This is a genomic window from Acidicapsa dinghuensis (assembly GCF_025685685.1).
Lineage (GTDB): Bacteria > Acidobacteriota > Terriglobia > Terriglobales > Acidobacteriaceae > Acidicapsa > Acidicapsa dinghuensis.
In genome coordinates this window covers 166944-192384 of sequence record NZ_JAGSYH010000007.1, presented here as the reverse complement: position 1 = coordinate 192384, position 25441 = coordinate 166944, and the positions used below count along the sequence as shown (strand labels likewise).

Below are 25441 nucleotides of genomic sequence, written 5' to 3'. Positions count from 1 at the left end.
TGGAACGAGCAGTGTTGTATTTCTTTGCAAAAAGGCGTGTCAACGATATTGATGAGCTATTGCAGCTTCATCTCATTGTCTCGATCTGCGAGATGAATTATCTGCAATGTGTAAAGAGAGCCTGGCGCGTAATTTCAGTGTTTTAATACATGTTTAAAGGCCGAATCTAGTTTTACGGATAATGAAAAGATTGCAGAAAAATCAGCTCACATATCTCGCAGAACGAGACAAATATCGACCATTCTGAGGTCTTTCCAACGGACTCAAATGCGCTCTGGAGAGGATTTCATCCACGTGTCGTTGGGGTATATCTGGTCGACATTCTGCGGAGTGAGAAGCTCGTGCTGAACAAAGACAGCGGGGGCAACTGGCTTATGTTTGAGCACGTCAAGCGCCAGCCGGATGATCCTCTCTCCGTATGTCTCGGGAAAGTAGGCGACCGAACAAATCAAACGGGTTGAAGGCCGCCGCATCTCTTCGCGCGCTGCAAGGCTTCCGTCTTGTCCGGCGATGGCGCAGGAGCGCTCGATACCCGCTTCGCGGAAAGCCTGGAGCGCTCCCAGAGCTGTTGAGTCGTTGACGGCTCCAACGAGCGCGCGTTCAGGTTTTCTGCGGCGAATGTGGCGGCGCATGATGTCGAGCGTGGCTTCAAACTGGCCGCCTTTCGTGTCGTAGTGATGCGTGGGGATATTGTGCCCCAAAGTGCTGACCTCATTGATGCCGTCGAGTACGCCCGTTAGTCTTGCATTGAGCAAAGGGCCAGCCGCGTCGACCCCGAGGAGAATGATCTGTTCTGGACCGTTCTTCCAGTTCTTTGTCGCCCATCGAGCGAGATGACGGCCAGCCATGCGGCCAGCCTTATAGTTGTCCGCGCCGAAGTAGATTGCGCCAGGATGAGGAATATCGAGCGCAATGAAGGGGATGCGTGCTTCGGAAAACTTCACTGCGATCTCTGCCGCGACGCCGATATTGATCTGGGAGTCGACGACGAGGTCGACCCTTTCGGCAACGAAGGTGTCTGCGTTCTGCAGCGCGACACGAGGGCTCAGGCCGTTGTTCAGGACAAACAGGTCTATGTTTGCAGCGTTCGCGGCTACAACGAGTCCATCGCTGACCGTCGCGGTAAAGGGGAGCAAACTGGTTTGCGATCCGTAGCCTATGCGGTAGCGCTTGGTGCGAGCTGGCTGGACACAGCAGCGATAGCCTTGCTTACCCGCTCTCTCGATCAGATGTGTCTCAACCAGCGTTTCAAGCAGGCGAAAGGTAGTTGCTTTATGCAGACCAACACGCGAAGCAATGACGCGGAGATCGAGCACTTCAGAGGTGGATTGAAAGGCATTGAGGATAGCAGCGGCGCGAACCACGGCTTGAACGGTATATCCACGCTTAGCACTGGTGGCTTTGTGGGTAATCTTGGAAGCTGATTTCATTAGTACCTCGATGCCGATCGCATTTTTTAAAGCAAGGCCTATTGCCTGACTCTGTTTCGCAATGCAAAATACTTATTTCTTGATTTTATTGCGTTTTCTTGCGATGCTTTCTGCGCTTTAACATGACAGGACTGATAAGGGTGATCGGTTCGCGCTCTTGAGCCGTTCATGAGAAAGTTAATCGCAATCCATGCAATACAGGCAAACGGGAAGATCATCACTGCACGATGAATGATCCCTTTCAGGAAAGGTAGCAATGCTACTGGAGCAGACATGGCGTTGGTTTGGCCCCGGAGATCGTGTCACTCTGCGAGATGCCAAAGAAGCCGGAGCGGTCGGAATCGTCACAGCTCTGCACGAGTTACCGCAAGGCGAAGTGTGGTCTGTCGAGGCGATCACGAAACGTCAGAGTGAGGTTCGCGCGGCGGGACTGGAGTGGACGGTCGTCGAAAGCCTTGAAGTGACGGAACGCATCAAGACGCGAGCGCCTGGATGGCCGAAAGATATAGAGAGTTTTGCCCAGTCTGTTCGCAATCTCGCGAGCTGCGGCATCCGAACGATCGCCTACAACTGGATGCCACTTTTCAGCTGGATGAGGACAAATCTGCATGCGCCGGCGCCAAAGGGTGGATACACAACGCGGTTTGATGCGCTGGCGTTTGCGGCCTTTGATCTGTACATGCTGAAGCGAGCTCATGCGGAGGAGGAGTGGGGCGAGGATGCGAGTCGCGCGGCTTATAAGTACTTCCGGCAGCTTTCTCCAGCGGAAGCGGATACGCTGCGCGCGACAATTCTGCATGGATTGCCGGGCGGCCATCGGCAACTGACAATAGAGGAGACGTCGGAGATGTTACGAAGTTACGAGGGTGTCTCCCGCGACGAGCTTCGCGGCTCACTTGGTGAGTTTCTTCAGACCGTTGGTCCGGTAGCGGAAGAGTACGGCGTAAGGCTCTGTATTCATCCGGATGACCCACCGCGGCCACTGTTGGGGCTGCCGAGAGTTGTGAGTACTGCAAAGGATCTGCGTTGGATTCTCGATCAGTATCCAGGAGACGCAAATTCATTGACCCTTTGCACCGGAGCGCTCGGCGTCAGGGCAGACAACGATCTGCGAGCGATGGTTACTGAGTTTGCTCCACGCATTGGATTTCTGCATCTTCGCTCGACTGAGCGTGAACAGAATTCGGTGGCGGGCATGGAGTCGTTCTTTGAGGCGACACACCTGGAAGGAGATGCGGATCTCATTGGCATCATGATCGAGGTTGTTCGGGAGAAGCATCGGCGCGAATTGCATGGAGATGATCGCAGCCTGCCGTTTCGTGCCGATCACGGACAAGAGCTTTTGAACGACACGGAGCGCGGGGCTTCCCCGGCATATCCAGCGGTGGGACGTTTACGCGGCCTGGCGGAATTGCGTGGAGCCTTTATGATGGCTGAACGACTGATAATGAAAGTTGAGCAGGAATGCAGAATTCCCTGAATAAGAACGCGCTGATCTTCGGCGGAGCTTCGGGTATTGGATGGGCTACGGCCCGGCTCATGATGGAGCAGGGAGGGAGGGTCTCGATTGCCGATGTGCGCAGACCCAACGGATCGGACGAGGGATCGGCCCAGTATATCCACTGCGATGTGCGAGAAGCAGAACAGGTAGCTGAAGCAGTACGCCGGGCGGCCACGGATGTACCCCTCGACTGGCTGGTTTACAGCGCTGGGATTCAGCACTATGGCTCGGTCGTGAGCACGTCGATTGAAGAATACGATATGGTGCAGGCGACCAATGCACGCGGAGCCTTTCTGGCATGCCGCGCGGCGATTCCAGAGATGCGTAACGGCGGTGCGATTGTGCTGGTGTCGTCAGTGCAGGCGCTTGCATGCCAGGAAGGTGTTGCGGCGTATGCGGCCAGTAAAGGCACTCTGGAGGCGCTGACGCGCGCGATGGCGGTCGATCATGCAAAGGACAATATTCGCGTGAATGCAGTGCTGCCGGGAACAGTTGATACGCCGATGGTACGCTCGTCGGCAGAGCGGTTCGGCGGGACGAATGGGCTCGAGCAGACGCTACAGCAGTGGGGAGAGAATCACCCGCTGGGGCGCGTGGCGCATGCGGATGAGATCGCGAATCTGATTGCGTTTCTGCTGAGCGAAAAGGCCTCGTTCATTACAGGCGCATCGTACAGGGCAGACGGCGGACTGCTGGCGCAGCTTGCAGTGCGGCTGTAGAGCGCCAATCTGAGATTCAAACGCAGGAACTCAGAAACGGAAGATACCCCATTGACTGGGGTTCAAACGTGCTTCGCTGGGGACATCCGCGGTCATGGCGTCGGCCTTGTTGTGCCAATAAACACGTGCCTGCGCGCGTGTGCCGTCGCTGAGCACGAGACCCACATCGCCGCGATACTGTTTACCAGGAGATGGCTCGAGGCCAAGCAGTGACAACGGCACGGAGAGCTGGTAAAAGCCATTGTTGGAAGTAAGCGCCACGCGATCGCTGATGTCCTCGACATCGTCGAAGACAACTTCACCAATGGGTGAGGCAAAGGTGACGCGGTTGCCCGGTTTGTCGGTCTTCTGGCGATAGAGGACGGCAAGCAACTTGCCGTTGCGGCGCGTAACGAAGATGCGGGCATCGCCTGTTGCGACATGGCGATCGTCGCTCGATCCGGAGGCACGCACCATCAGGTCAAGGCCACCGCCCTGCGTGAAGGCAAAGGGGAATTCGGTTGCAGAGTTACGCAGCAGATCGGGCTGATTAGTACGATAGGCGACGATCAGATTCTTGCCGTCAGTATCGAGCTGAAATGAAGAATTTTTATCGATAGCTGCCCAGTCTTTAGCAGGCCAGCTTTCGGGCGAGGCGCTAGGGGATGCGTCGAGATGGTGAACATCAACTTCAGTCTTTAACCTCTCACGCGAGAGAGATTCGACACGGAGTGGTGCGGTCTCATCAAGCTCATCTTTGCTGACAACGATGGAGCCGAGGTCAACGCGCTGGATGGAGTCCAGTCCATCGAGGCGCACGACGGAGGTGTGCCATTTGCCGATGGCAACGTAAACATTGCCGTCATCGTTGCCGAACATGAAAGGCCAGAACTGCTCTGCGTCGAAGCTGAGGCCTGTGATTTCCATACCGAGTTTCTGTTGCGGGTAGGGCCAGAAAGGAGACAAGCGCGTGTCACCGCCCAGAGTGGCAACGAGCAGACCATCGACTGTGTAGATATAGATCTCGCCCATGTAGGAGTAACGGGCAACCAGATAGCCGGCCTCACCAGCAGCTGGGCGTACCGGATAACCGAGCATGCGCTTGGGGTCCTGTATATCTCCGGGACCTGAGGGCGGGACCGAGGAAGATCGAGTGGAGAGTGTCCAGCGCAGATGGCCGTCTTTGTAGCCACTCATGCCGGCAAGAAACCAGCCATCAGGACTGAGCGCGACCTCACCGGTGACTGGGGAGTTGGAGACGAGCGCTAACTTGCTGAGATCGTAGCTGGGGACGCCTGCAGCGTCGATAGAGGCTGTGGGCAAATGATACGGGCCGCCGCTGATAACGGAGAGATCAGGCTGAAAGACGACACCTGCTGAGCCAGGAACAGCAGGGCGTGAGAACTGAACTTCATCGGCTTGAACAGCGTGGTCGTGATTCCGATCGGTCCAGACGAAGAAGGTCTGATCAGGATCTCCTGCCGGAATCCTTCGGCGGATCTCGGGTTGATCGAGTGTGGTCCAGTGATGAGGCCCTGATCCAACCCAGCCGGCGCTCGCAATCGGACGGCAGATGCCATCTTCAAGTATCCAGAGCGTGGTGACGGTCGTCTGGTTGTACCAGTAAGTGTTGTAGGAGTCAGTGAAGTATTGATGGTCACCGCGATAGAAGGTCTGAGCAGGAGTAATGCCGCCATGCGAGCCGGCGGGGATCATGTCGTTCGGAAAGAAGATGGGCTTGGGCGCGTAGCCGCCGTAGCTGATGATGTCGTTGAGCGGGTCAGGAAAACGATAGCGCACAGCAGTGAGACGCGAGCTGCCGGTTGCGGGGTCGACGCGAAACTCAAGCAGGCCCATGCTTCCGGGATTGCCAATCGAAGGATAGTAGGCGCGATAGAGATCATGCGGATCAGCGAAGCCGCCGCCACCATATTGCGTGGGGCCGTACCAGGCGTTGAGGAAGCGGCCGGTCTTAGCATCCCAGCGGCTGATTCGCTTGGGCAGGTAGTCCTCTTCAGCTACCCAGAGGACGCCGTTGGAATCGATCGTCATGCCCATAGGGTGGGCCATGCGCTGCTCGTCGTAGGCGCCGAGTTGAGGACCGCCACGATGTCCAATGGTGCGTAGCTGCTTGCCGGTATCGGCGGAAAAGACCTTGACCTGGTGGCTCGAGCCCCAGTCCGTAACGTATATCTCGCGATCGGATTCGATGATCTGTTTAGGTGATTCGAGTGCAGAGGCAGGGACGATGATCTGCGGATTGGTGAGTTGGAGAGAGCGCCAGTCGTTGACCACAGTGAAGCGCGTGATCGCGCCGTCTGTTGTGACCAGCAGATGACCATCAGGTTCAAAACTGAGAGAGCCAAGATGAGGAAGCTTGATTTTTGCGAAGGAGACCTGTGCGTTATGGCGAACATCGAAGGCAATAATCTCGTTAGCTGCTGGATTCGAGAGCAGAAGTAGACCATTGAAGGCTCCGAGGCCAACGAGTTCGCGAAAGGCATCGTGAATCTGGATACCGCCAACAACCTTTTCGAGTGGCGTGAGGCCCGACTTGGTAAAGATATAGACCTGGAGTGCGCCGGGATCGGTTTTGCCGAAGTCACGGCTGGGGTTGACGACGTAGACCGTGTAGGCAACGTGGTCCGGATTTCGATTTGGGCCAATGTCACGGGCAAGCGCGACACCGCCGTTCCAGCCGCGGATCTTGATGCCGTCAAGCTTGCGGCCATTCAGATCGGTCCACATCAGCGCGTGACCGGCCTCGGCTGCTTGAGCTCCAAGCAGTATCTCTGGTTGGGTGGAGTGGGTCGGCCACGGGCTGCCTTCAGGAAGAAAGAGCGCGGAGGCAGGAGCGGTATGGTCCGCGAGCCATGCACCGGTGCCATCGGCAGTAGGCCAGGGTGGAGTGCCGGGAGAGTAGATGGAGTACTGAAGGCGTGGAACGATGCGTTGATGAAAGAGGCCACTGATACGATAGCGGCCAGGGAGGGCAACGCCATTGAGAGAACTTCCATCCCAGGGAATCGTGTTATGGCCCGTGTGGACTGGATAGTCAGCGACCAGGTTTTTGACACGGTTGCCGTGTTCATCCTCAATCAAGAGAGTGAGCAGGCCATCCTGCGTTGATTCATAGGGAATGGAGATAGGGACAGCTGAAGCTGATGGCTGTGAATTTATCTTTTGAGCCACAAGGAGCGAGGAGAAAGACAGAATACCGATTGCAATAAGTGTTGCAGGGGTGCGTGTCAGGGCACAGTGCATACATCTCCAAAGTGGTTCTTCGTACAGCCGGGCGCCTGAAAGCGCATCGCAACAATCGGAGAAACACTATCTCCTCCGCGAGAAGATAGCGAGACTTGGGTGAGCATATCCAATTCTGTCTCACGTTTCACACAATCGAGATTATCGAAGAGCCTCTCTAGAAGCGCTAAAAAGATGAGATGCTAGGCTTTTTTGCAGAGTGCTGACAGAAAGCCCACGAGCAGGCTGCATCTCGCACTGCAATACATGTGTAAAAGGTACCTGGGGCCTGCAGCGCAACCTCTTCTAAGCGTGCGTCTTGACGCGCATTTCAGGGTGACACCACGTGCCGGAGAAATACCTCCGACCGTGTCGGCTTCGTAGGCCATCCCCTCCGGTGCTGCTTGCGGTTTCCGACTATCGCGTCTTTTGCAGGCGAGCGCAGGTCATCCACTGCAGCTTGCGAGAAAAGAGGGAGAAAACTCTCCATGACGGAGCGATCGTTCATTGGTATCGATTAAGACATCATCGCCGGATACCTTTCGAGCGTCTTGGTGTCAGCTTCCGCTGCGAGAGGCTACACTGCTCGCCGCATAGCGAATCGCTTCCGCTTCTCTCGCGGCTCCTATGGGTTCATACTTTTTCTGGAAGCTCTGGACCACGTCAGCCGGAGCAGTGTGCGGACTTCCGCTATGGAAAACAGGCGCAGGCGAGTATTCAATTGCGAGTTGGATCTCTTGAGCAGCCGCATCTCCTCTCAGAAGTGAGACCAGCACAAGAGCTGCATCCAGTCCGGCTGTCACGCCGGCGGCGCTGATGATGTTGCCGTCTACGGCGACTCTTGCATCCACAAGATCCGCACCGTAGTGCGGCATCAGGTGCCGTGCAGACCAGTGTGTCGTCACCTGTCTACCCACGAGCACATCCGCCGCACCGCAAAGCAACGCTCCAGTGCAGACTGAAAACACCAGCTTCTCATTCTGAATGTGTTTGCGGATCAGTCCAAGCACTTCTTCGTCGTGCATGAGTACCTGCTGTCCATAACCACCAGGCACGACCAGAACATCGAAGAGCCCAGCTTCCGCAATGCTCACATCCGGCGAAAGTCGAAGCCCTTGCACGTCGCGAACAGGCGCAGCGTCCTTTCCGATGACGTGGATCGTTGTGTCCGGCATACGCGAAAGGACTTCGAACGGTCCTGTGAAGTCAATCTGATCCATTCGCTCGAAGATGAGGCAGCCCACAGAAAGCGGCAGCGTTGTGACTTTCGGACGTGATCTCTCGCTGACAAATAAGGGAATACTCATGACGCCGATTTTTCCTCCGTCTCTGTCGGAAACATGCACTCCACGCGCAGTTCCTGCGCCGTGATGCACTGCGGTGTACCGACGGTTGTGATCAAAGAGAAGTACGAGAATCGTTGATTGCCTTTTCGAAACACAATCGGTAATACCGGACTTTGCGGCGTGAGTAATGGTTTTAGCGCTGAAACACCTGGATACTCCCGCAGCTTATTCAGTAACTCCTGCAATTTCGCATCCACTACCTGCCCTACCGCTTCCCGTCGAATCCTTTGCAACAAACCGGACGCGACCCTTTCCCACTCCTCAACAAAGGGCCGCATTCCTGCGGGATCGAACATCAAATGGAGAAGATTACGCGGCTTAGGTCTCTTCTCCATATCTATAAACGATCCAAAGAATCGCGGCGCGGCCTCATTCGTCCGAATCACATTCCAATACCGGTCGAGCACCAATGCCGGGTGTGGCTCATGCTGCTGCAACATTCGATCGATGGCCCGCGTCACGACCTCCAACTGCCCGGCGTCGATGCTTTGCTCGCTGAACTGCGGAGCGAATCCCGACGCCAGCAAGAGAACATTGCGCTCGCGGAGAGGAATGTTTAGAGCATCGGAGACGATGGAAAGAAAATCCCGGCTTGGAGCGCTGCGCCCGCTTTCCACAAAACTCAGATGGCGTTGCGAGAAGCCGGTATCCATCGAGAGGTCGAGTTGACTCTTGCCGCGCTCCTGTCTCCAGTAGCGCAGCAGTTCGCCAAGCTGAGGAACAGTTAATGCAGTTTGCGTTCCCACCACGATCTCCTCCTTCGAAGGATTGAACAAAGCAGCATGAACAGCAGATACGTTGGTCTTCGTTCTCCGCGCTCAACTCTGCCAGGAGTACTGCCGGAAGGATTCTTCTAACGGCGGATTGCCGATAGTTCCGGTGTAGTTGGTGATCGTCGATGCCGCCACAATAGCGATAACTTCCAGGACCTGCTCCTTCGTGAAGCCCGCAGCAATAAATGAGTCAAGTTCCTGCTCACTCAGGTGCCCGCGTTTTTCAATCAGCGCCTTTGCCAGTGCTGAAAGCGCCGCAAATCGTTTGTCTGCGGGTAAGCGTCGCTCACGAATTGCGGTTGTCTCCTCAGAACTGATTCCCTGCTGGAGAGCCAACGCCGTGTGGAACGCTACTGCGTAGGTGCTCGAATTCGTGACCGCGTCCGTCAGCAGAACGATCTGATTTTCCGCCTCGCTGAGTCCTGGGCTATGCACCTGCCCAAACAGGCCAACGAGGGAGTTGATGAGTTTCGGTGAATTTGCGATGACTGCGGGAAGGTTCGGCAAAACACCGAAAGCCTTCTTGAGCTGTTCGAGCGCCGGCTTCGAACCCTCCGGTGCTGAGGCGATCGTATGAACTGGATAGTTCGGCATGTATTCTCCTTTATTGATCCGCAGCGTTACGGGACATCCCGTTCGGCTACATGCCTACTATCGCCCAGCATGAAAATCGCAGCAATTACCTGCGATGTAATCGCTGCGCCTAGCTATCTATCCGATATTAAGAGACCGTACAGGGAATCCGGTCTGTCAAGAATTGGTCCAAGTTGGACTAACCTGGACTAAATTTCGATGATTATCAAAATGAAGGATCTTCTATTTAATTGATTCCAAAAGAGATTGGTTGCCCCCGATGGATTCGAACCACCATATGCTGAGTCAGAGTCAGCTGTCCTACCATTGAACGAGGGGGCAACAGAAAGAAACTTCCACGCGGTTGCCGGCTCAACCTCGAATCTGTTTTTCGAAGAAGCAGCAACTTCATTATCCTAACGGGTTGGCGGCGATCGGGTCAATGATTGGGGCGATCGGCGTTAACCGATTGTCTTCTCCCCAGCGCGTCTCGCATGAATCCTCTCATCGTGGCTGTAAAGTGGAGTGCGTTGCTTTGGCGCTTTTGCAGCACGCTGAAAACGGACCGTCTGAGGCAGAACGGAGCACATGGCAGATCAACTCAAAATCGATAGAAGAGATTTCATTAAGAAAGCAGCGGGTGTTGTAGGCACCGCAGCGCAGGCATCAGCAGCACTACATGGTGCCACGCCTTCCGCGCACCCTGAATCAAGGGCCTCAGAGGTTGCTCCGTCTCGCCTCCCTGCAGAGTATCCTCGGGTCTTTCGCGGCAGAGCGCTTCACATGATCGCTTTTCCGCTTGGTGGCGTCGCAGCGGGCAGCGTGGCTCTTGGCGGCCGCGGTCAGTTGCGTGACTGGGAGATTTTTAACCGGCCCAACAAAGGCTTTCGGCCTTCGTACGCATTTCCGTCCATTTGGATGCAGGCGGGCAATGAGAAGCCCGTGGCCCGCGTCCTCGAATCGCGCATTCTGCCTCCTTATGAAGGGCAGGATGGCCTCGGTTCAAACAATGTGCCCGGCTTGAGCCGTCTCGAAGGTGCAGTCTTTACCGGCGAGTACCCACTGGCGCATATCGATTTTGAAGATCGCTCTTTGCCCGTGACAGTTGCGCTGGACGCCTTTTCTCCCTTTATTCCTCACGAGCCGGATGATTCCGGACTTCCCGTGGCCGTATTTCGCTACACAGTAAAAAATCCAGGCCACACACAGGCTAAAGTAAGCGTGGCCTTCTCACTCGACAATCCCATTCGCAATGGCGACACGGATCAGCAGCGCATCAATACTTACCGTTCCGAAGCTCACGTGCAGGGATTGCTGATGCAAAATACAACGCTCACTCAGGCAGATCCAATGTCGGGTACCATCGCTCTGGCAGCCGTGCCCGGTAAGAATGGAACGCTTTCGTATTGGACCGGTTGGCCTGCTGGCCGATGGTGGAATTCGCCGCTGCTCTTCTGGGACCAATTCACGAAGAGTGGTGAACTCGGAGCCCAACCCGATCCACACAACTCGGTTGCCGCTCTTTGCGTGCAACAAACAATCGCCGCTGGTGGCAGCGCGGAGTTTCTCTTTCTTCTCGGATGGCACTTTCCCAACCGCACGCCTGATTGGATCGGCTGGGATGCGCCTCCAGGTGAAGAAAAGACAGTAATCGGAAACTACTACGCGACGCGCTTTCACGATGCGTGGCAGGCCGTCGTGTATACATCGGAGAATCTCGAGCGCCTTGAAGCGAAGACGCGCCTCTTCGCAGATGCACTGAGGAGCAGCACCTTGCCCGCCGCTGTAAAGGATGCGGCAAGCGCTAATTTGTCTACGCTCGCGACAACCACCTGCTTTCGCACTGCCGATGGAGAGTTTCATGGCTTCGAGGGCAGCGACGACACACGCGGATGCTGCTTCGGCAACTGCACACACGTCTGGAACTATGAAACGGTAACACCGTTTCTATTTCCTTCGTTCGCAAGATCTCTGCGCAGGAGCGCATTCGGCTATTCCATGGATGATGTCGGCGCGATTCATTTCCGTCAGACTCTTCCCGATGGAAAATCGCGCTGGGGATTCGCCGCCGCAGATGGACAGATGGGGCAGATCGTTCATGCGTGGCTTGACTGGAAGCTCTCGGGCGATAACGCATGGCTGCACGAAAACTGGCCACGCATCAAGAAGGCGCTTGAATTCGCATGGATTCAAGGCGGCTGGGACAGTAATCGCGACGGTGTCTTTGAAGGAGTGCAGCACAATACCTACGACGTCGAGTTCTATGGGCCGAACCCCATGTGCAGTGTCTACTATCTTGCCGCGCTTCGCGCATCAGAGCAGATGGCGCATGCAGCAGGCGACGACGCGTCAGCTCAGCGATACCGCAGCCTCCTTGAAAAAGGCAGTCAATGGATCGACGCAAATCTCTTCAACGGCGAATTCTACATTCAGCAAGTGCGCGGGTTCCATAAAGATCAGATAGCTCCCAACCTGCGCAGCGACATGGGGTCAGAGGATACAGAGCATCCTGAATACCAGGTAGGATCGGGTTGCTTCGTCGATCAGCTCATAGGGCAATACGTCGCAAGCGTCGGCGGCATGGACCCGCTGCTGTCATCGGAGCATATCCGCTCTGCACTGCAGTCGATCTATCGCTATAACTACAAGCGCAGTGTTGCACATCACGACAATGTAGCTCGCACCTATGTTTTGAATGATGAAGCTGCGGTCGTGGTCTGCGATTACGGCAAAGCCGAACGGCCAACAATTCCGTTTCCGTATTTCTCCGAGGCTTGGACAGGGATCGAGTATCCTGCCGCAACGTTAATGATGTTGTATGGAATGGAAGAGCAGGGCATTGAGATCGTTCATACGTCACGCGCGCGCTATGACGGAGAAAAGCGCAATCCATGGGACGAAGCCGAATGCGGCCATCATTACGCGCGCGCCATGTCCGCATGGTCTCTATTCGTTGCTTTGAGCGGATTCGTCTATGATGGGCCATCAAGTTCGCTCACAGTTGTGCCACGCGTCTCCAGTGATCGCTTCGAATGCTTCTGGTCAGCGGCAAGCGGATGGGGCACGTTTTCCATTCGCAAACGTCCGCAAGCAACACAACTGCGCATTAACGTGCTGCACGGAACGCTGCGTTGCCGTACGTATGAGATTGCCGCTTCAGGCCGCGAGATAACCGCGCATCTCGGCAGCACATCCTTGCAGTGTAGCCAGCAAGATAAGGCCGGACGGACCGTCGTCACACTCGCCGAAGCTGCCACGCTTTCTCCACAAAGCCCACTTCAAATTGAGATTCGCGCATGAGCCAACATCGAATATCCATCAAGCCATGGGTTGTGCTCGTCGGCGGTTTTCTTGGAGCAGGTAAGACAACGCTCATTCTTGAAGCGGCCAGAATGCTGAAGGCCCGTAACATTCGCTGCGCCGCGATTCTCAATGATCAAAGCGAAGAACTGGTGGACACACTCCAGGCAGAGCTGCGAGGAATCGCTTCACGCGAGGTCACAGGAGGCTGCTTCTGTTGCCGCCTTTCCGATTTGCGCTCAACCATTGCTGATCTGCTCAACTATGCGCCCGAAGTTATCTTTGCCGAGCCAGTAGGAAGTTGCACCGATCTGGTCGCAACCGTTCTGAACCCGCTGCTTCAGGAGTTCGAACTGTGCCGTGTTGCTCCTTTCACCGTGTTGGTGGACCCGAAACGAGTAGAAGCGATGCAGGGCCTTGACATTGATTCCGATATGCAGTTTCTTTGGCGGAAACAGCTGCAGGAGGCGGATATTGTTTGCATGACAAAGGCAGATATCTATCCGAGTGCAATGCAGATTCCCGGAGTTCGTACCCGTCGCATCAGCGCCAGAGCAGGGCAGGGGATTGCGGAGTGGTTAGACGAAGTATTGAGTGGCACTTTAACCGTTGGATCTCAATCTCTCGACATCGATTATGAGCGATACGCACAAGCAGAAGCAGCCTTGGCGTGGCTCAATCTCAGTCTGAAAATAACTCTTCCTGCCGCTGCATCTCCCGCCATGATGGCTGGTCCTTTGTTGGATGGCATCGATCATGCGCTTACATCTGCGAACATTCCGATCGTCCATCTGAAAATGATTGCGCGCGCTTCCACTGGATGGATCAAAGCCGCGCTCTGTGCCAATGGAGACGAACCCACGGTGGACGGTGACCTGGACGCTTCGCCAGACATACACCATGAACTATTGCTCAATCTTCGTGCAGCCGCATCGCCGGAGCAAGTGCGTGCCATCATCGAAGAACAGGTGGCCGTTCTTCCAGGAGAAGTGTCGGAACTAAAGCTTGCATGTTTCAGCCCCGCCGCTCCAAAACCAGAACGGCGTATTCCCGTCCTCTCATAGCACTTGTGCGTAAAAAGAAAAAGCCCCACGGAGAATGACCTTCCGTGAGGCTTGATTTGTTACAGGTTGCAAGGAGTTCTCAGAAGTTGAAGCTCATCTGCAGGTCGATGCTGCGGTTCGACGCTGGAGATGAGAAGAAGCCGCCAGCAAGTGAGTTGGATTTGCCGAAGAGTGTCGAGCCGAGAACATTGACCGGCTGTCCAAGATTGACGTTGTTGAAGACGTTTCGTGTCATCGCTGCGAAATTGAGGCTATAGCGCCGTGGCAACGCTTGGTCAAGCCGCGGAGGTCCGCCACTGCGGCTCAGCCCTCCTGGTCCGAGTCCGCCGCCAGGCCCCCCGCCTCCCGGTCCGCCACCTCCAGGGGGTGGTCCCCCGCCGCCAGGTCCACCGGGCCCGCCAGAACTCGCACCAGATCCGCTTGTTACGCGCGGGCCAATGCCAAACGATTTGCTGACGCGCATATTCATGCTTAGCTGCGCCGGGCCATTGCCATAGTTGTACGGAATGCGCTGTGCATTCCATGCCGGATCAAGATCAAACGTTCCGTAGCTGGTAGTGACGGTATCCGTGCTGCTCGCCGTTGCAAAGGCAGGCCGATCGTTGAACTGGTTGTCGCCATTCAGATCCTGGCCAAGAACGATGTTGAACGGTTGCCCCGAGTCTGCGACCAAAAACGGGCTGAACGAAACTCCATACGGAGCGCTCAGGTTGCCACCCAGCAGGAAGCGGCTGCGAACGTCGAAATTGGACCGGCCATAATCAGCACCAGGGTCGAACTGATTCGAAGGGAAATATGTTGCGCCCGACGTATCCGCCTTCGCGAAGTTCGTCAGGTAAAAGCCAAAGAGTGACACACGCTTGGCGCGCACACTGTAGTTGAGAATGATCTGGTTCTGGTTGTATACGCCACCTGATTGGAACTGATAAATATTCTCGTTGATGCCGTTAGGCCGTGTGCCGGTTCCGGTTGCAGCGTCGTAGGTCTCTGGCAGGTAAGCATTCACGTTGTCGCTCAGATATTGATGCACACCGCGTGAGTTGATATACGTCGCTGAAATCGTCGCTATCTTGCCGATCTGTTGTTCCACTCCAATGGCTGCTTGCATATTGACAGCGGCCTTCAAATGCGGAGCAACCTCGTAGATCGTAGGAGCAACGGTGTTGCTCGCTGCCAGTTCACTCGTGGAAGGAGCGTTCTCATAAAAGTCCGGATTCTGAATCACATACTGTTGCTGGTTGATTCCATTCTGGCGAATCGCATCCAGAACATAGGTTGAACCAAAGCGATCGAAGAACCACCCATAACCGCCACGAATCACGGTCTTCGCCGGCTTGCCATTTTTTGTCGGGGGCGCCCATGCAAATGAGAGACGCGGACCCCAGTCGGAGTGATCACTGATACGGTTTTGAGCCTCGTACCGCAATCCATAGCTGAAAGTCAGGTTCGGCTTGATCTTAAAATCGTCCTGGTAAAACAAACCAGCGTCGAAGAGGTTCACAACGGCTCCAGGATTGCCCGCCGTCACTGTGTATTGTGAGGGAGTGTTTGCCGCATAATCCGCAAGCGACGAATAAATGTAGGTTCCATTAAAGCCGCTTGTCGAGTAGTTAGAATCGCGCGTCAGCCGCAGGCGTACCCCAAAGTTGATCGAGTGACGTCCTACAATGTCCGTCGTGTAGTTTTGCAGCTCATAGCGATCCTGATTGTCCCGCACTGTACCGATAGTGTTGCCACCGCTCGTAAATGCGCCCTGTACGGTAACGGTTGGGTCGCTGTTCTGCGCAGCCTCCAGATCTCGATCGCGAGTGTACTGAAAGCGTGTTTCGTTGATCATGTTCGGGCTAAGGATCTGCGTATCGCTCAGCTGCAGTGTGTTTTCGTAGTTCGTTAGGTTGTAGGCCTGGCTTGCCAATGAAAACTGTGACACGCCATCGTTGGTTTCTTTCTGCCGGTCAAACATGTAGCGAACGCTTAATGTATTGTTCTTTCCAAGCTGAAAGTCGAATCGTGGGCTTACATCCAGACGCGACTGGGGATTTGTATAAGCCTGTGTGAAGTTATATTGGCTCCCGCTCGCATCGAGCAGTTCAGCGTTGACGATTGAGTTCGACTGATTATCGCGCCGAAACACATTCACAAACCATGAAGCATTCTTATTCAACGAGCCGCTGGCAAAGCCGTTCATAAACGTGCTGTAGTAGGGCGGCTCATTCGTTACAAAGGGATTCAGTGAGTTGAATGCCGAATCATTGCCATTGATCATCACCATGCCATGAAACTTGTCTGTTCCGGGCTTGGTGAGAATCTCAATACGGCCATAGCCCAGCTTGTCGTATTGCGACGAGAACGGGTTTTGGTTGACACGAATCTCTCGGATAGAAGATTTCGGAGGCAATTGTCCGCCCGTAAATCCATCGATGTAGATCTGCCCGCCGCTCGGTCCAGCCGAGGGACCTGCCAGCGCAGTCAGCTCATTCTGCAATTCGTCTGGATCATCGGACAGTGCATCAAGATCCTTACCCTTGATCACAATCGCGCTCGCATTGTTGTCAGGCGTTGTGTCCACGCCAACCGCATTTGCGTCCACCTGTACTTCCTGCTTTTCAACAGGCAACTGCATCACAACGTTGACCAGAGCAGACTTGCCTCCGTAAACCAGGACATCCTGTTTGCTCGCGTCTGCAAAGCCCTCGGCTGTGATCGCGAGGGCGTAGCGGCCTGGGACGAGGTTAGTAATCTCATAGGTGCCATCTGCCTTCACCGGCACAGTCTTGGAAAAGCCATCGGTATTAGAAATGACAATCGTAGCCGTCGGAATGAGCGCGCCCGTCGGGTCGGTTACCGTCCCGTGTACCGTTCCGGTAGCCGCTGGCTCCGCGTAGCCAACGCCGATGCACGTACCAGCCATTAGCAGAATCTGAACAAAAAGTGCGATTGATCGTAATGAACGCATTGCTGCGAACCTCCTGGCGAACGGAGCAATGCTTTCTCCGGAATCCGGAGTAATCAGGTCCACAACGGAGTCGCTGCAGCCTTGAGAGTGCGCATTGCTTCTCATTGGAGTAGACGGCAGTTCCGGATGGCGGCGTCTTAAGATTTGTAAAGTGCCAAAAACCCGGTGCCGGATGGTTCTCCATCGCGCGATACTGAATACAGACCATGCCCCACGAAACCGTGACCCGCGAGACAGTAGATACAGCGCCCAGGCCTGCGCTCCTGCTTGTGGACGATGACGCCGAGTTGTGCAAGCTGATGAAGGAGTACTTCACGCGAGCAGGTCATTCCATGGAATGTGTCTATGATGGAAGGTCCGGGCTCGCTGCGGCGCTGAGCGGCAAACATGATCTTGTCATTCTCGACGGAATGCTCCCTGCACTCGACGGCCTCGAGGTACTTCGCCAGTTGCGCAAGCGCAGTTCCGTTCCCGTCATCATGCTGACGGCTCGCACACAGGGCAAAGATCGTATTGCCGGTTTAGACAGCGGCGCAGATGATTACCTCCCAAAACCGTTTCTTCCCGATGAGCTCTTCGCACGTATCCGTGCCGTTATGCGTCGTTATAAAAACGCTCCGTTGGTAAAGTCCGATCAACTCACCAGCGGCCTGCTTGAACTCAATCCCGTAACGCACATCGTGCGTTATGCCGGAGAAGATCTCGATATCACGGACACTGAATTCCAAATCCTCGAAGTTCTGATGCGATCCCCTGGCCGCACCGTCTCACGCGACGAAATCTCCACTGTGCTTTATCAGCGGGAGTCGAGCCCGTTTGAGCGGTCTCTCGACGTGCATATTAGCCACCTTCGCAAGAAACTGGAACAGCGAGGCCTGCCGGCGATTCGCACTGTGCGCGGCGTCGGCTATATGTTTGCCACAGAAGAGAAGGGAAGCGAATGAAATCACTGCAATGGCGCATCGTTCTAATCTTTACCTTTGCGCTGCTGTGCTCTTCCTTCGCAATGTGGAAGATCTCCGATCGCATCTCGCATGAGGCTACGGGAGATTTTTTCAGAGGATCGGTTGATCTCGAGCTAGAGCAGGCAACGCGTATGTATGAGGAGGGAGGCTCACATGCGCTCGGTGTCTATCTTTCTGAGACCAACGCCGCTCTCCCTGGAGTTCGATACCTGACGGACGCGTCTGGACGCGATCTGGTCTCCGGCGTCGATCGCTCGAACATGCTTTCTCTTGAAAAAGGACCGCCCGGTCCGCCGCCGAAGGTGAATGGCCAGTTCGTATTCGTGAAGTCATCTGCTGATCGGCGTTATCATCTCATCCTGTTTGCGCCACCGCCTATCAAAATGGCGCGATTCATTCCCTACTTTGTCTCTGTGGCGCTTGCGATCATTCTGCTCGGGTGGATTCTGTCCATCGGCATCGTCTCTCCCTTGCATCGGCTGGCAGGCGCAGTCGATCGATTCGGTCGCGGAGATCTCTCGGCACGCGTAGCCATGACACGCCGCGATGAGATCGGCGATGTCGGCCGATCTTTTAACAGCATGGCTGATCGCATCGAAACGCTTTTGACCGCCGAGAGGCGGCTTCTTCAGGACGTTTCTCATGAGCTGCGGTCGCCGCTTGCCCGGCTCAGTTTTGCAGCGGAGTTAATGGGCAGTGCTGCCGATCCCGATGCTGCGCTCGATCGTATGCGCCGTGAAATCATGAGGCTCTCGCAACTCATCGCTACGCTGCTTGAGGTCACCAGTATTGAAGGCGACCCCTCATCTCGAGAAACTCAGTCTTTCTCAGTCACGCCGTTGGTTGAGGAGGTTGTTAGCGATTGCGCTTTTGAAGCCGAGTCGCGTGGAGTGCGGATTGAGAGCAGTCTTAATTCAATCGCGCGCCTTGAAGGCAACCCCGAACTGGTTCGCCGCGCTATCGAAAATGTGCTGCGCAACTCCATTCGATATTCGGGCAATGGTGCAGCCGTTCAAGTCAATGCGAGCGATGCCGGTGGCAGCACCACCATCACAGTGAGTGATTCTGGGCCTGGGGTTCCGGAAGAGATGTTATCGCGTATCTTCGATCCGTTTTTTCGCGTTGAAGCATCGCGTGAAACAACCTCAGGTGGAGTAGGCCTTGGACTCTCAATCGCGCGTCGCTCCGTGCTGCTGCATCATGGCCAGATCGCAGCACGAAATCTTTCTCCAGGACTGCAGGTCACGATCAGTTTGCCGATCTCACCAGGGCCGATCTCACCGGGATAGAGCAGCAAGTTTCTTCAGATCTCTCGCGTCTCAGATCTCTCGCGTCTTCGATAAGATTATTGACAGTGCTCAGCAGCCGAAGTGTACGATTTTTCCTTGACCAGTAATACAGCAGAAAAACCGTGCGCTCGCGCGCCGGCCTTCGTTACGCAGAGGGTTATGCACCGTCTATTCGAGTCGATCTCGTCCGTAAGAAGCTTCGTTATTGCTTTCGCGCTTTCGACACTTGCTGTCGGCGTTGTCGTTGCACAGCAGCCTGTCCAGCCGCAGCCTGTAGATCAATTCAGCGGTAATCCGCGCGTCGCGATCATCAGCGATATCGGCAATGAGCCAGACGATCAGATGTCTTTCGTTCGCCTGCTGATGTATTCGAATGAGTTCGATCTCGAAGCCATGATCGCTACCACTTCAACTTGGCAAAAATCTGCAAGCCATCCCGAGACAATGCATCAGCTCGTCCACGCCTATGGCGAAGTGCGCACCAATCTGCTCAAGCATGCCTCCGGCTGGCCAACTGCTGAGTATCTCGATCAGCATATATACGCAGGCCAGCACGCATACGGCATGGAGGCAACAGGCGCAGGCAAGAGCTCCGACGGTTCGCGTGCTCTTGCCGCTGCCATCGAACGCGACGATCCGCGTCCATTATGGATATGTATTTGGGGTGGTGCCAATACGCTCGCCCAAGCCCTCATGGACCTGCGTGCTTCAAAGAGTGCTGAAGAAACGAAGACACTGATCTCTCGCGTTCGTGTTTACTCCATCTCTGATCAGGACGATGCTGGTCCGTGGATTCGCCGCGAGTTTCCAAACCTCTACTACATCGTCACTCCAAGCCGCGCCAACAGTGACGGTTATTACATGGCAACGTGGACCGGCATCAGTGGCGATCGCTATTACCGCAACGGCGAAGGCGCGGACCCGAGTGTCGTCACCAACGAATGGCTCGACGCGAACATACGCTCCAAAGGCCCTCTCGGCAAAGACTATCCCAAATTCATGTTCATCATGGAAGGCGACACACCCAGCTTTCTCAATCTGATCGACAATGGACTCGATGCCCGGAGCAGGCCTGACTGGGGCGGATGGGGTGGTCGTTACGTTTATCTGCAGCCTTATGGAGAGACGCATCCCATCTGGACTCAGGGCGGTGACGAGTTTTTCCGCACAAGCTCACAGGACGCCGTGACCGGCATCGACGGTCGCACGCATATTTCGGATCAGGCCACAATCTGGCGCTGGCGTGATGCATTTCAGAATGATTTCGCCGCACGTATGGACTGGACCATCCATGACTTCGCTCATGCGAATCACAACCCGCAAGTTATAGTGAACGGCAGTGCCGGAACAGCTCCATTGCAACTGACAATGAAGGCTGGTCAGACAATTACACTTGATGCCGCCGGAACGTCCGATCCGGACCATCAGCATCTGACGTACAAGTGGTTCACCTACCCCGAAGCCGGCCTCACAGGTACACACGGAGCCGACGTTACGCTAACAGCAGCGGAGACAACAAAAGCGGAAGTACATGCCAATTCGGCCTGCAGCGCCGCGTGGATTCCCAATCTTGTGCCCTGCCGTGGCTCAGGCGTTATCCACATCATTCTCGCCGTAACAGACGATGGCTCGCCGCAACTTACTTCTTATCGGCGAATTATCGTGACTGTGCAACCGGGCACCGATAGTGCGGCGCGCCAATGATCGATACACAGCCCGCATGAGTCGACGTGTATTGTTTATCGAACATCTTGAGAAGACATTCGCGCTGTGTACCCAGTTCAACCCACGCCCAGACTAAGTTTCGCAGCCTGCGGTCTAGTGGCTGCGAAAGTATTGAATCAACGGAAAAGAAGCCAATCTGATTTACTCAGCCACTTTATCGCCGATGCCCTTACCGCCAGCTTCCGGATCTTCATCCGGGTCCGTTTCCATGGTGTCTGCTGGATCGATGGTTCCAAACGCGTCGTTGACCATCGCGTCGTCTTGCTCGTCATTGCTGAAAGGTACAAGGATGTCGCTCATGCCCGTTCCTCTGCCGCATAGCATACATCCGTTTTGCGCAACGTGGTATCAATCGCAATGTCAACATGTAACTTTCCGCACAGCTTCGTGCACCGGATCACAGAAAGGCGTGCGCGTGATAGCTGTTTACCAGGAACTGTCCTCCCAGCAACAGCAGGCAAACCCATAAGGCAACGCGAAGAGGCCGGCGCGGAATATGCGTACTCAGCAACGTCCCGATTCCTGCGCCAAAAATTCCGCCAATCACGAGTTGCCAGAGCAGCGTGGTGTTTCCTTGTGTCGAGCTCCAGTGTGCGCCGCTACCGATGAGCGAGAGGATGAATCCAAAGGCGATATCGGTTCCAACCACCTGCGCAGGCTCTAACTTGGTAAAGCTCAGTATGGCCGCAGACCCTAGCGCCCCGGCTCCTGCCGACGAAAAGCCAACCTCTGCGCCAACCGGCAGCATCAGCCACGTTAGCCACGAAGCGCGATCGCGCCGCACCTTGTCAGGATTTGGCGCTCGAAATGAATAGAGAATCTGATAGGTTGCCATGCCTACAAGAATTGCTCCGAGAATCCCATTAAGGACATTGTTCGCACCTGCCGTCACCAGATGTTTCAGAAACAACGATCCGACCAGCACTCCCGGTACTCCACCAAAGAGCATCAGTGCGAGCGTTCTCCATGACACATTGCCGCGAACGATCTGTGCGGGCACCAGAATGAACTTGACCACAGTTGCAAACAGTAGACCAATTCCGACCGCGACCGGCGCGGGTACGCCAAGAAACAGAATCAGTATCGGTACCGTAAGCGTCCCTGCTCCGACTCCTGTGAGCGAGATGAAGAACGCGATAAATAAACCCAGAATGTATGGCATGACGTGCTCGCTTTGTTGCCTTAATTGTTAGGAGCTTCGATATGAATGCCGCATTCCACCTTGCGGCCTGACCATCGTCCTGAACGCGGATCGTTGGGATCAACCGGCAGCGAAGTACATGGCTCGCACCCGATCGACGAGTAGCCGCGCGCATACAGCGGCAGCAGCGGAATCCCAAGTTGCTCGCAGGCATACCAGACGTCGCGTGTTGTCCAGTCGGCAAGCGGCGCCAGCTTCAGCACTTGCTTGCCGCCGGGCAGATGAAAGACGGCGGACTCCTCAAGCGCAGCGCGCGTTTTCGCCTGCTCACGGCGCATTCCGGTGATCCAAACGCGATACTCCGCAACAGCCTTAAATAGAGGTTCCACCTTGCGCAGCTTGCAGCACTGATCCGGAGCACTCTGATACAGCAGACCAAACTGCTGCTCCTGCTCCGCGACCGTCCGCTCTGGCAGCAGATTGATCAGGTTCAATCCCCACTCGCGCGTGATCGCATCGCGATATTCGTAAGTCTCGGCAAAGTGATAACCGGTATCGAGAAAGAGGATAGGCAGCGATGGATCAAGATCAATTGCCAGTCGCGCCAGCAACACATCTTCCGCCTGAAAGCTGCATGTAAGGCAGACATCGCCTTTGCCTGTGATCTCGCGCCGCAGCAGCTCTTTCACTGCATTCAGCTTCGTTTCGAGCTGCGTTTCCAAAGTTGCTGCGCTCATGCCTCATTCACCTTTTCTGTAGAACGTAAAATCCCTGCCGATTGCAGCAATCGATGAATCGCCGTCACAACATCTGCGGCATCATTGCCGTTAAGCTCGACCGTTACATCGCCAACACGCGCCGTAGACGAGCCTTCTTCGCGCTTGCGCTCAACAATCGTCAACAATCCAGCATTGCTTTGCAGTTCTGTAATGCGGTCCAGAAGCTGCGGATGGATCAGAAACTCTTCGTTATCCGCATCGATGCGAATCACAGCCGCACCGAGCGAAAAGAGCGAACGCTCGACGGCGTCAACAGCACCGGCAGGAGCAGCAATCTCAATCACGCCTCCGCGATGTCCCCAGTGCGCTTCGCGCTCTTGCAGGGAAACCTTGCCGAGCCCGGCGGTTGCAGAAACCGCTGCCGATGCGCCTGTTTCTCCATGCCGGATCATTCCCGCCGCAACCGTCGCATTGGTCGCCGGATCGATCAGAATGAATGCCCCGGTTGCGCGATTCTCTCCATACGGATCAAAAGCAATTGCGCTATTGAGTTGCAGCCGTACCACACCGATACTGTTCATCTCCAGCGTAGTAGCCGCCTCATGCCCCAGCGTCGCAACATCCGACCGATACTCGATGCCCGTCACAAACGCTGGCGCAGTTCTGCTGGCATGCTTGATCAAATAGCGCTTGTTCAACTCAAGCGGCTGCTGATTCATCCACACAAGCGCTGCCGTAACGCGAGTCGCAAGCTGCGCCTGCGATTCAATTGGCACAATCAGATCGCCGCGACTGATATCGATCTCGCGATCCAGCACCAGCGTCACCGACAACGGGGCCGACGCTTCACGCAGATCGCCATCCCACGTCACAATCCGTTCCACCTGCGCACGCACACCAGACGGCAGCACCGCTACTACATCTCCCTGGCGAACCGTCCCCGAAGCAATCTGCCCGGCAAATCCACGAAACGTATGATCAGGCCGGATCACCCGTTGCACCGGAAACCGGAAGGACGCATGATCCACATCCGCAGTGGGTTCGACCGATTCAAGCAACTCCAGAATCGAAGGCCCCTCATACCAGGCCATCGACGCGGACCGGTGCACCACGTTGTCGCCAAGCAGCGCGCTCACCGGCACAAACTGCGCCTCGACAGGATTACCTGTCTCAAGCGCAATCTGTTCAAGCAGCTCGCGGAAATCCTTCTCAATCGCGTGAAAAACACCCTCGTCAAATCCGACGAGATCCATCTTGTTTACGGCGACAAGGATATGCCTCACTCTCAGCAGCGAAGCGATATAGGCATGCCTCCGCGACTGCACCAGCACGCCTTTGCGTGCATCCACCAGCACAATCGCTGCATCCGCGGTAGATGCGCCAGTCGCCATATTGCGCGTGTACTGCTCATGACCCGGCGTATCGGCAATGATGAACTTTCGTCGCGAAGTCGAAAAGTAGCGATACGCAACATCGATCGTGATGCCCTGCTCGCGCTCAGCACGCAGCCCATCCGTCAGCAGAGCAAAATCAATCTGTCCAGGGGCCGTCGTGCCTTTGCCTTCGATCGATCGAACCTGATCCTCATACACTGACTGCGTGTCATACAGCAGCCGTCCAATCAGCGTGGACTTGCCGTCGTCCACACTGCCCGCAGTCGAAAAACGCAGCAGGTCTTTCTGTGACTCTTCGCGCAGAAACTCATGAATCGTCAAGCCAGTAAACGCAGTCGCAGCCATGATCAGAAATAGCCCTCCCGCTTCTTAAGTTCCATCGAGCCTTCCTGATCGTGATCGATCGCGCGATTGGCGCGCTCAGACGAGCGGAACGAAATCAGCTCCGCAATAATGTCCGGAATCGTCTCTGCATCCGATCGAATCGCGCCCGTGCAGGGGCTGCAACCCAGAGACCGCAACCGGCTCTTCACCATCTGCGGTTTCTCACCAGGCCACGCCACAAAATCCTGTTCAATCGGCAGCAGCGCATCGCCGCGTACATACATCGGCCGCTCCTTCGCGAAGTACAAATCAACTACCGGAATTTTCTCCACGTTGATGTACTGCCACACGTCCATCTCGGTCCAGTTTGAGATCGGAAAGACGCGAATGCTTTCGCCCGGATGAATGCGCGCGTTGTAGATATTCCAAAGCTCTGGCCGCTGATTCTTCGGGTCCCACTGTCCCGCGTTATCGCGGAAGGAATATATCCGCTCCTTCGCGCGCGATTTCTCCTCATCGCGCCGTGCTCCACCAAAAGCCGCGTCAAAGTTGTAATGCCGTAACGCATCCAGCAGCGCCTGCGTTTTCAGCAGCCCGCAGCAGCGTTTCGTATCCAGTGCAATCGGATTCGTCCCCGCGGCTATTGCCGGCTCATTGCGCCACACCAGCAGCTTCGCGCCAATCGAGCGCGCCATCTCATCGCGAAAGGTCAGCATCTCGCGGAACTTAAATCCTGTGTCGATATGCAGCAGCGGGAAGGGAATAGGCCCCGGATAGAAAGCTTTCTGCGCCAGGCGCAGCATCACCGACGAGTCCTTGCCAATGGAGTAGAGCATCACCGGACGCTCAAACTCCGAAGCCACCTCGCGCAGGATATGGATGCTTTCCGCCTCCAGCAGGCGCAAATGGCTGATACTTGGCGTTACCGCATCGGCCTGCTCTGAGTGGAGAGGATCGATGGAACTATTTGTGGGTACTGCTACCGGCATGGAGTCCTCTG

18 protein-coding genes and 1 tRNA gene are annotated in these 25441 nt (G+C 55.4%); 7 read left to right on the top strand and 12 right to left on the bottom strand.

The window, feature by feature from the left end; all coding sequences use genetic code 11:
• Positions 1-263: 263 nt before the first annotated feature.
• Positions 264-1430 carry a substrate-binding domain-containing protein gene (locus tag OHL22_RS20365; RefSeq protein WP_263341429.1) on the bottom strand — a complete coding sequence of 389 codons (1167 nt, stop codon included), beginning with the start codon at positions 1428-1430 and terminating at the stop codon, positions 264-266.
• A 256-nt stretch (positions 1431-1686) separates the two neighbouring features.
• Between OHL22_RS20365 and uxuA the strand changes: the two genes are divergently transcribed.
• Positions 1687-2910 carry a mannonate dehydratase gene (gene uxuA, locus OHL22_RS20360; protein ID WP_263341428.1) on the top strand — a complete coding sequence of 408 codons (1224 nt, stop codon included), beginning with the start codon at positions 1687-1689 and terminating at the stop codon, positions 2908-2910.
• Positions 2895-3650, top strand: coding sequence for an SDR family NAD(P)-dependent oxidoreductase (locus OHL22_RS20355; protein ID WP_263341427.1), 756 nt, complete (start codon positions 2895-2897; stop codon positions 3648-3650). Before uxuA ends, OHL22_RS20355 begins: the two co-directional genes overlap by 16 nt.
• A 30-nt stretch (positions 3651-3680) precedes the next feature.
• Here the strand turns inward: OHL22_RS20355 and OHL22_RS20350 are convergent, their stop codons facing one another.
• From OHL22_RS20350 to OHL22_RS20330, 5 genes are all read right to left on the bottom strand, one after another.
• A complete protein-coding gene (locus tag OHL22_RS20350) occupies positions 3681-6893 on the bottom strand; it encodes an NHL repeat-containing protein (RefSeq protein WP_263341425.1) in 3213 nt (1070 codons plus the stop codon).
• 536 nt (positions 6894-7429) lie between these two features.
• Positions 7430-8179, bottom strand: a complete 750-nt coding sequence (locus tag OHL22_RS20345; protein WP_263341423.1) for a DJ-1/PfpI family protein — start codon at positions 8177-8179, stop codon at positions 7430-7432.
• Positions 8176-8964, bottom strand: a complete 789-nt coding sequence (locus OHL22_RS20340; RefSeq protein ID WP_263341422.1) for a helix-turn-helix domain-containing protein — start codon at positions 8962-8964, stop codon at positions 8176-8178. The genes OHL22_RS20345 and OHL22_RS20340 overlap by 4 nt, the downstream gene beginning before the upstream one ends.
• A gap of 72 nt (positions 8965-9036) precedes the next feature.
• Positions 9037-9585 carry a carboxymuconolactone decarboxylase family protein gene (locus tag OHL22_RS20335; RefSeq protein WP_263341420.1) on the bottom strand — a complete coding sequence of 183 codons (549 nt, stop codon included), beginning with the start codon at positions 9583-9585 and terminating at the stop codon, positions 9037-9039.
• Between the two features lie 247 nt (positions 9586-9832).
• Positions 9833-9906: transfer RNA gene (locus OHL22_RS20330), tRNA-Gln, on the bottom strand.
• Positions 9907-10347: 441 nt separating this feature from the next.
• Here OHL22_RS20330 and OHL22_RS20325 point away from each other — a divergent pair.
• Together OHL22_RS20325 and OHL22_RS20320 are read left to right on the top strand one after the other, a co-directional pair.
• Positions 10348-12864: a non-lysosomal glucosylceramidase gene (locus OHL22_RS20325; RefSeq protein WP_263341418.1), complete on the top strand. Its 2517-nt coding sequence runs from the start codon at positions 10348-10350 to the stop codon at positions 12862-12864.
• A complete protein-coding gene (locus OHL22_RS20320; RefSeq protein WP_263341416.1) occupies positions 12861-13928 on the top strand; it encodes a GTP-binding protein in 1068 nt (355 codons plus the stop codon). The genes OHL22_RS20325 and OHL22_RS20320 overlap by 4 nt, the downstream gene beginning before the upstream one ends.
• Positions 13929-14007: 79 nt before the next feature.
• Here the strand turns inward: OHL22_RS20320 and OHL22_RS20315 are convergent, their stop codons facing one another.
• Positions 14008-16884 (bottom strand): TonB-dependent receptor, encoded by a 2877-nt coding sequence (locus tag OHL22_RS20315; RefSeq protein WP_263341415.1) that lies wholly within the window; start codon positions 16882-16884, stop codon positions 14008-14010.
• 206 nt (positions 16885-17090) lie between these two features.
• Between OHL22_RS20315 and OHL22_RS20310 the strand changes: the two genes are divergently transcribed.
• The 3 genes from OHL22_RS20310 to OHL22_RS20300 all read left to right on the top strand — a co-directional run bounded on the left by OHL22_RS20310 (position 17091) and on the right by OHL22_RS20300 (position 20842).
• Entirely contained in the window at positions 17091-17828 is a 738-nt protein-coding gene (locus tag OHL22_RS20310; protein ID WP_263341414.1) for a response regulator transcription factor, read from the top strand.
• The gene (locus OHL22_RS20305) at positions 17825-19138 is read left to right on the top strand and encodes a sensor histidine kinase (protein WP_263341412.1); all 1314 of its coding nucleotides are present in this window, start codon (positions 17825-17827) and stop codon (positions 19136-19138) included. Before OHL22_RS20310 ends, OHL22_RS20305 begins: the two co-directional genes overlap by 4 nt.
• Before the next feature lie 159 nt (positions 19139-19297).
• Complete coding sequence (locus OHL22_RS20300) at positions 19298-20842, top strand: DUF1593 domain-containing protein (protein ID WP_263341410.1); 1545 nt, start codon at positions 19298-19300, stop codon at positions 20840-20842.
• Positions 20843-21004: 162 nt separating this feature from the next.
• On the opposite strand, the gene OHL22_RS20295 is transcribed toward OHL22_RS20300, so the two are convergent.
• The 5 genes from OHL22_RS20295 to cysD form a co-directional block, all read right to left on the bottom strand.
• Positions 21005-21163, bottom strand: a complete 159-nt coding sequence (locus OHL22_RS20295) for a hypothetical protein (RefSeq protein ID WP_263341408.1) — start codon at positions 21161-21163, stop codon at positions 21005-21007.
• A gap of 97 nt (positions 21164-21260) precedes the next feature.
• Positions 21261-22025, bottom strand: a complete 765-nt coding sequence (locus OHL22_RS20290; RefSeq protein WP_263341406.1) for a sulfite exporter TauE/SafE family protein — start codon at positions 22023-22025, stop codon at positions 21261-21263.
• Positions 22026-22045: 20 nt separating this feature from the next.
• Positions 22046-22741, bottom strand: coding sequence for a phosphoadenylyl-sulfate reductase (locus tag OHL22_RS20285; protein WP_263341404.1), 696 nt, complete (start codon positions 22739-22741; stop codon positions 22046-22048).
• Positions 22738-24462 carry a sulfate adenylyltransferase subunit CysN gene (gene cysN, locus OHL22_RS20280; RefSeq protein ID WP_263341402.1) on the bottom strand — a complete coding sequence of 575 codons (1725 nt, stop codon included), beginning with the start codon at positions 24460-24462 and terminating at the stop codon, positions 22738-22740. Before cysN ends, OHL22_RS20285 begins: the two co-directional genes overlap by 4 nt.
• A gap of 2 nt (positions 24463-24464) precedes the next feature.
• Complete coding sequence (gene cysD, locus OHL22_RS20275) at positions 24465-25430, bottom strand: sulfate adenylyltransferase subunit CysD (protein WP_263341400.1); 966 nt, start codon at positions 25428-25430, stop codon at positions 24465-24467.
• Positions 25431-25441: the final 11 nt, after the last annotated feature.

What these genes read in the sequence shown, in the direction of transcription:
- OHL22_RS20365 (WP_263341429.1), bottom strand. Translation starts at nt 1,430, where the DNA reads ATGAAATCAGCTTCCAAGATTACCCACAAAGCCACCAGTGCTAAGCGT.
- uxuA (WP_263341428.1), top strand. Translation starts at nt 1,687, where the DNA reads ATGCTACTGGAGCAGACATGGCGTTGGTTTGGCCCCGGAGATCGTGTC.
- OHL22_RS20355 (WP_263341427.1), top strand. Translation starts at nt 2,895, where the DNA reads ATGCAGAATTCCCTGAATAAGAACGCGCTGATCTTCGGCGGAGCTTCG.
- OHL22_RS20350 (WP_263341425.1), bottom strand. Translation starts at nt 6,893, where the DNA reads ATGCACTGTGCCCTGACACGCACCCCTGCAACACTTATTGCAATCGGT.
- OHL22_RS20345 (WP_263341423.1), bottom strand. Translation starts at nt 8,179, where the DNA reads ATGAGTATTCCCTTATTTGTCAGCGAGAGATCACGTCCGAAAGTCACA.
- OHL22_RS20335 (WP_263341420.1), bottom strand. Translation starts at nt 9,585, where the DNA reads ATGCCGAACTATCCAGTTCATACGATCGCCTCAGCACCGGAGGGTTCG.
- OHL22_RS20325 (WP_263341418.1), top strand. Translation starts at nt 10,348, where the DNA reads ATGATCGCTTTTCCGCTTGGTGGCGTCGCAGCGGGCAGCGTGGCTCTT.
- OHL22_RS20320 (WP_263341416.1), top strand. Translation starts at nt 12,861, where the DNA reads ATGAGCCAACATCGAATATCCATCAAGCCATGGGTTGTGCTCGTCGGC.
- OHL22_RS20315 (WP_263341415.1), bottom strand. Translation starts at nt 16,884, where the DNA reads ATGCGTTCATTACGATCAATCGCACTTTTTGTTCAGATTCTGCTAATG.
- OHL22_RS20310 (WP_263341414.1), top strand. Translation starts at nt 17,091, where the DNA reads ATGCCCCACGAAACCGTGACCCGCGAGACAGTAGATACAGCGCCCAGG.
- OHL22_RS20305 (WP_263341412.1), top strand. Translation starts at nt 17,825, where the DNA reads ATGAAATCACTGCAATGGCGCATCGTTCTAATCTTTACCTTTGCGCTG.
- OHL22_RS20300 (WP_263341410.1), top strand. Translation starts at nt 19,298, where the DNA reads ATGCACCGTCTATTCGAGTCGATCTCGTCCGTAAGAAGCTTCGTTATT.
- OHL22_RS20295 (WP_263341408.1), bottom strand. Translation starts at nt 21,163, where the DNA reads ATGAGCGACATCCTTGTACCTTTCAGCAATGACGAGCAAGACGACGCG.
- OHL22_RS20290 (WP_263341406.1), bottom strand. Translation starts at nt 22,025, where the DNA reads ATGCCATACATTCTGGGTTTATTTATCGCGTTCTTCATCTCGCTCACA.
- OHL22_RS20285 (WP_263341404.1), bottom strand. Translation starts at nt 22,741, where the DNA reads ATGAGCGCAGCAACTTTGGAAACGCAGCTCGAAACGAAGCTGAATGCA.
- cysN (WP_263341402.1), bottom strand. Translation starts at nt 24,462, where the DNA reads ATGGCTGCGACTGCGTTTACTGGCTTGACGATTCATGAGTTTCTGCGC.
- cysD (WP_263341400.1), bottom strand. Translation starts at nt 25,430, where the DNA reads ATGCCGGTAGCAGTACCCACAAATAGTTCCATCGATCCTCTCCACTCA.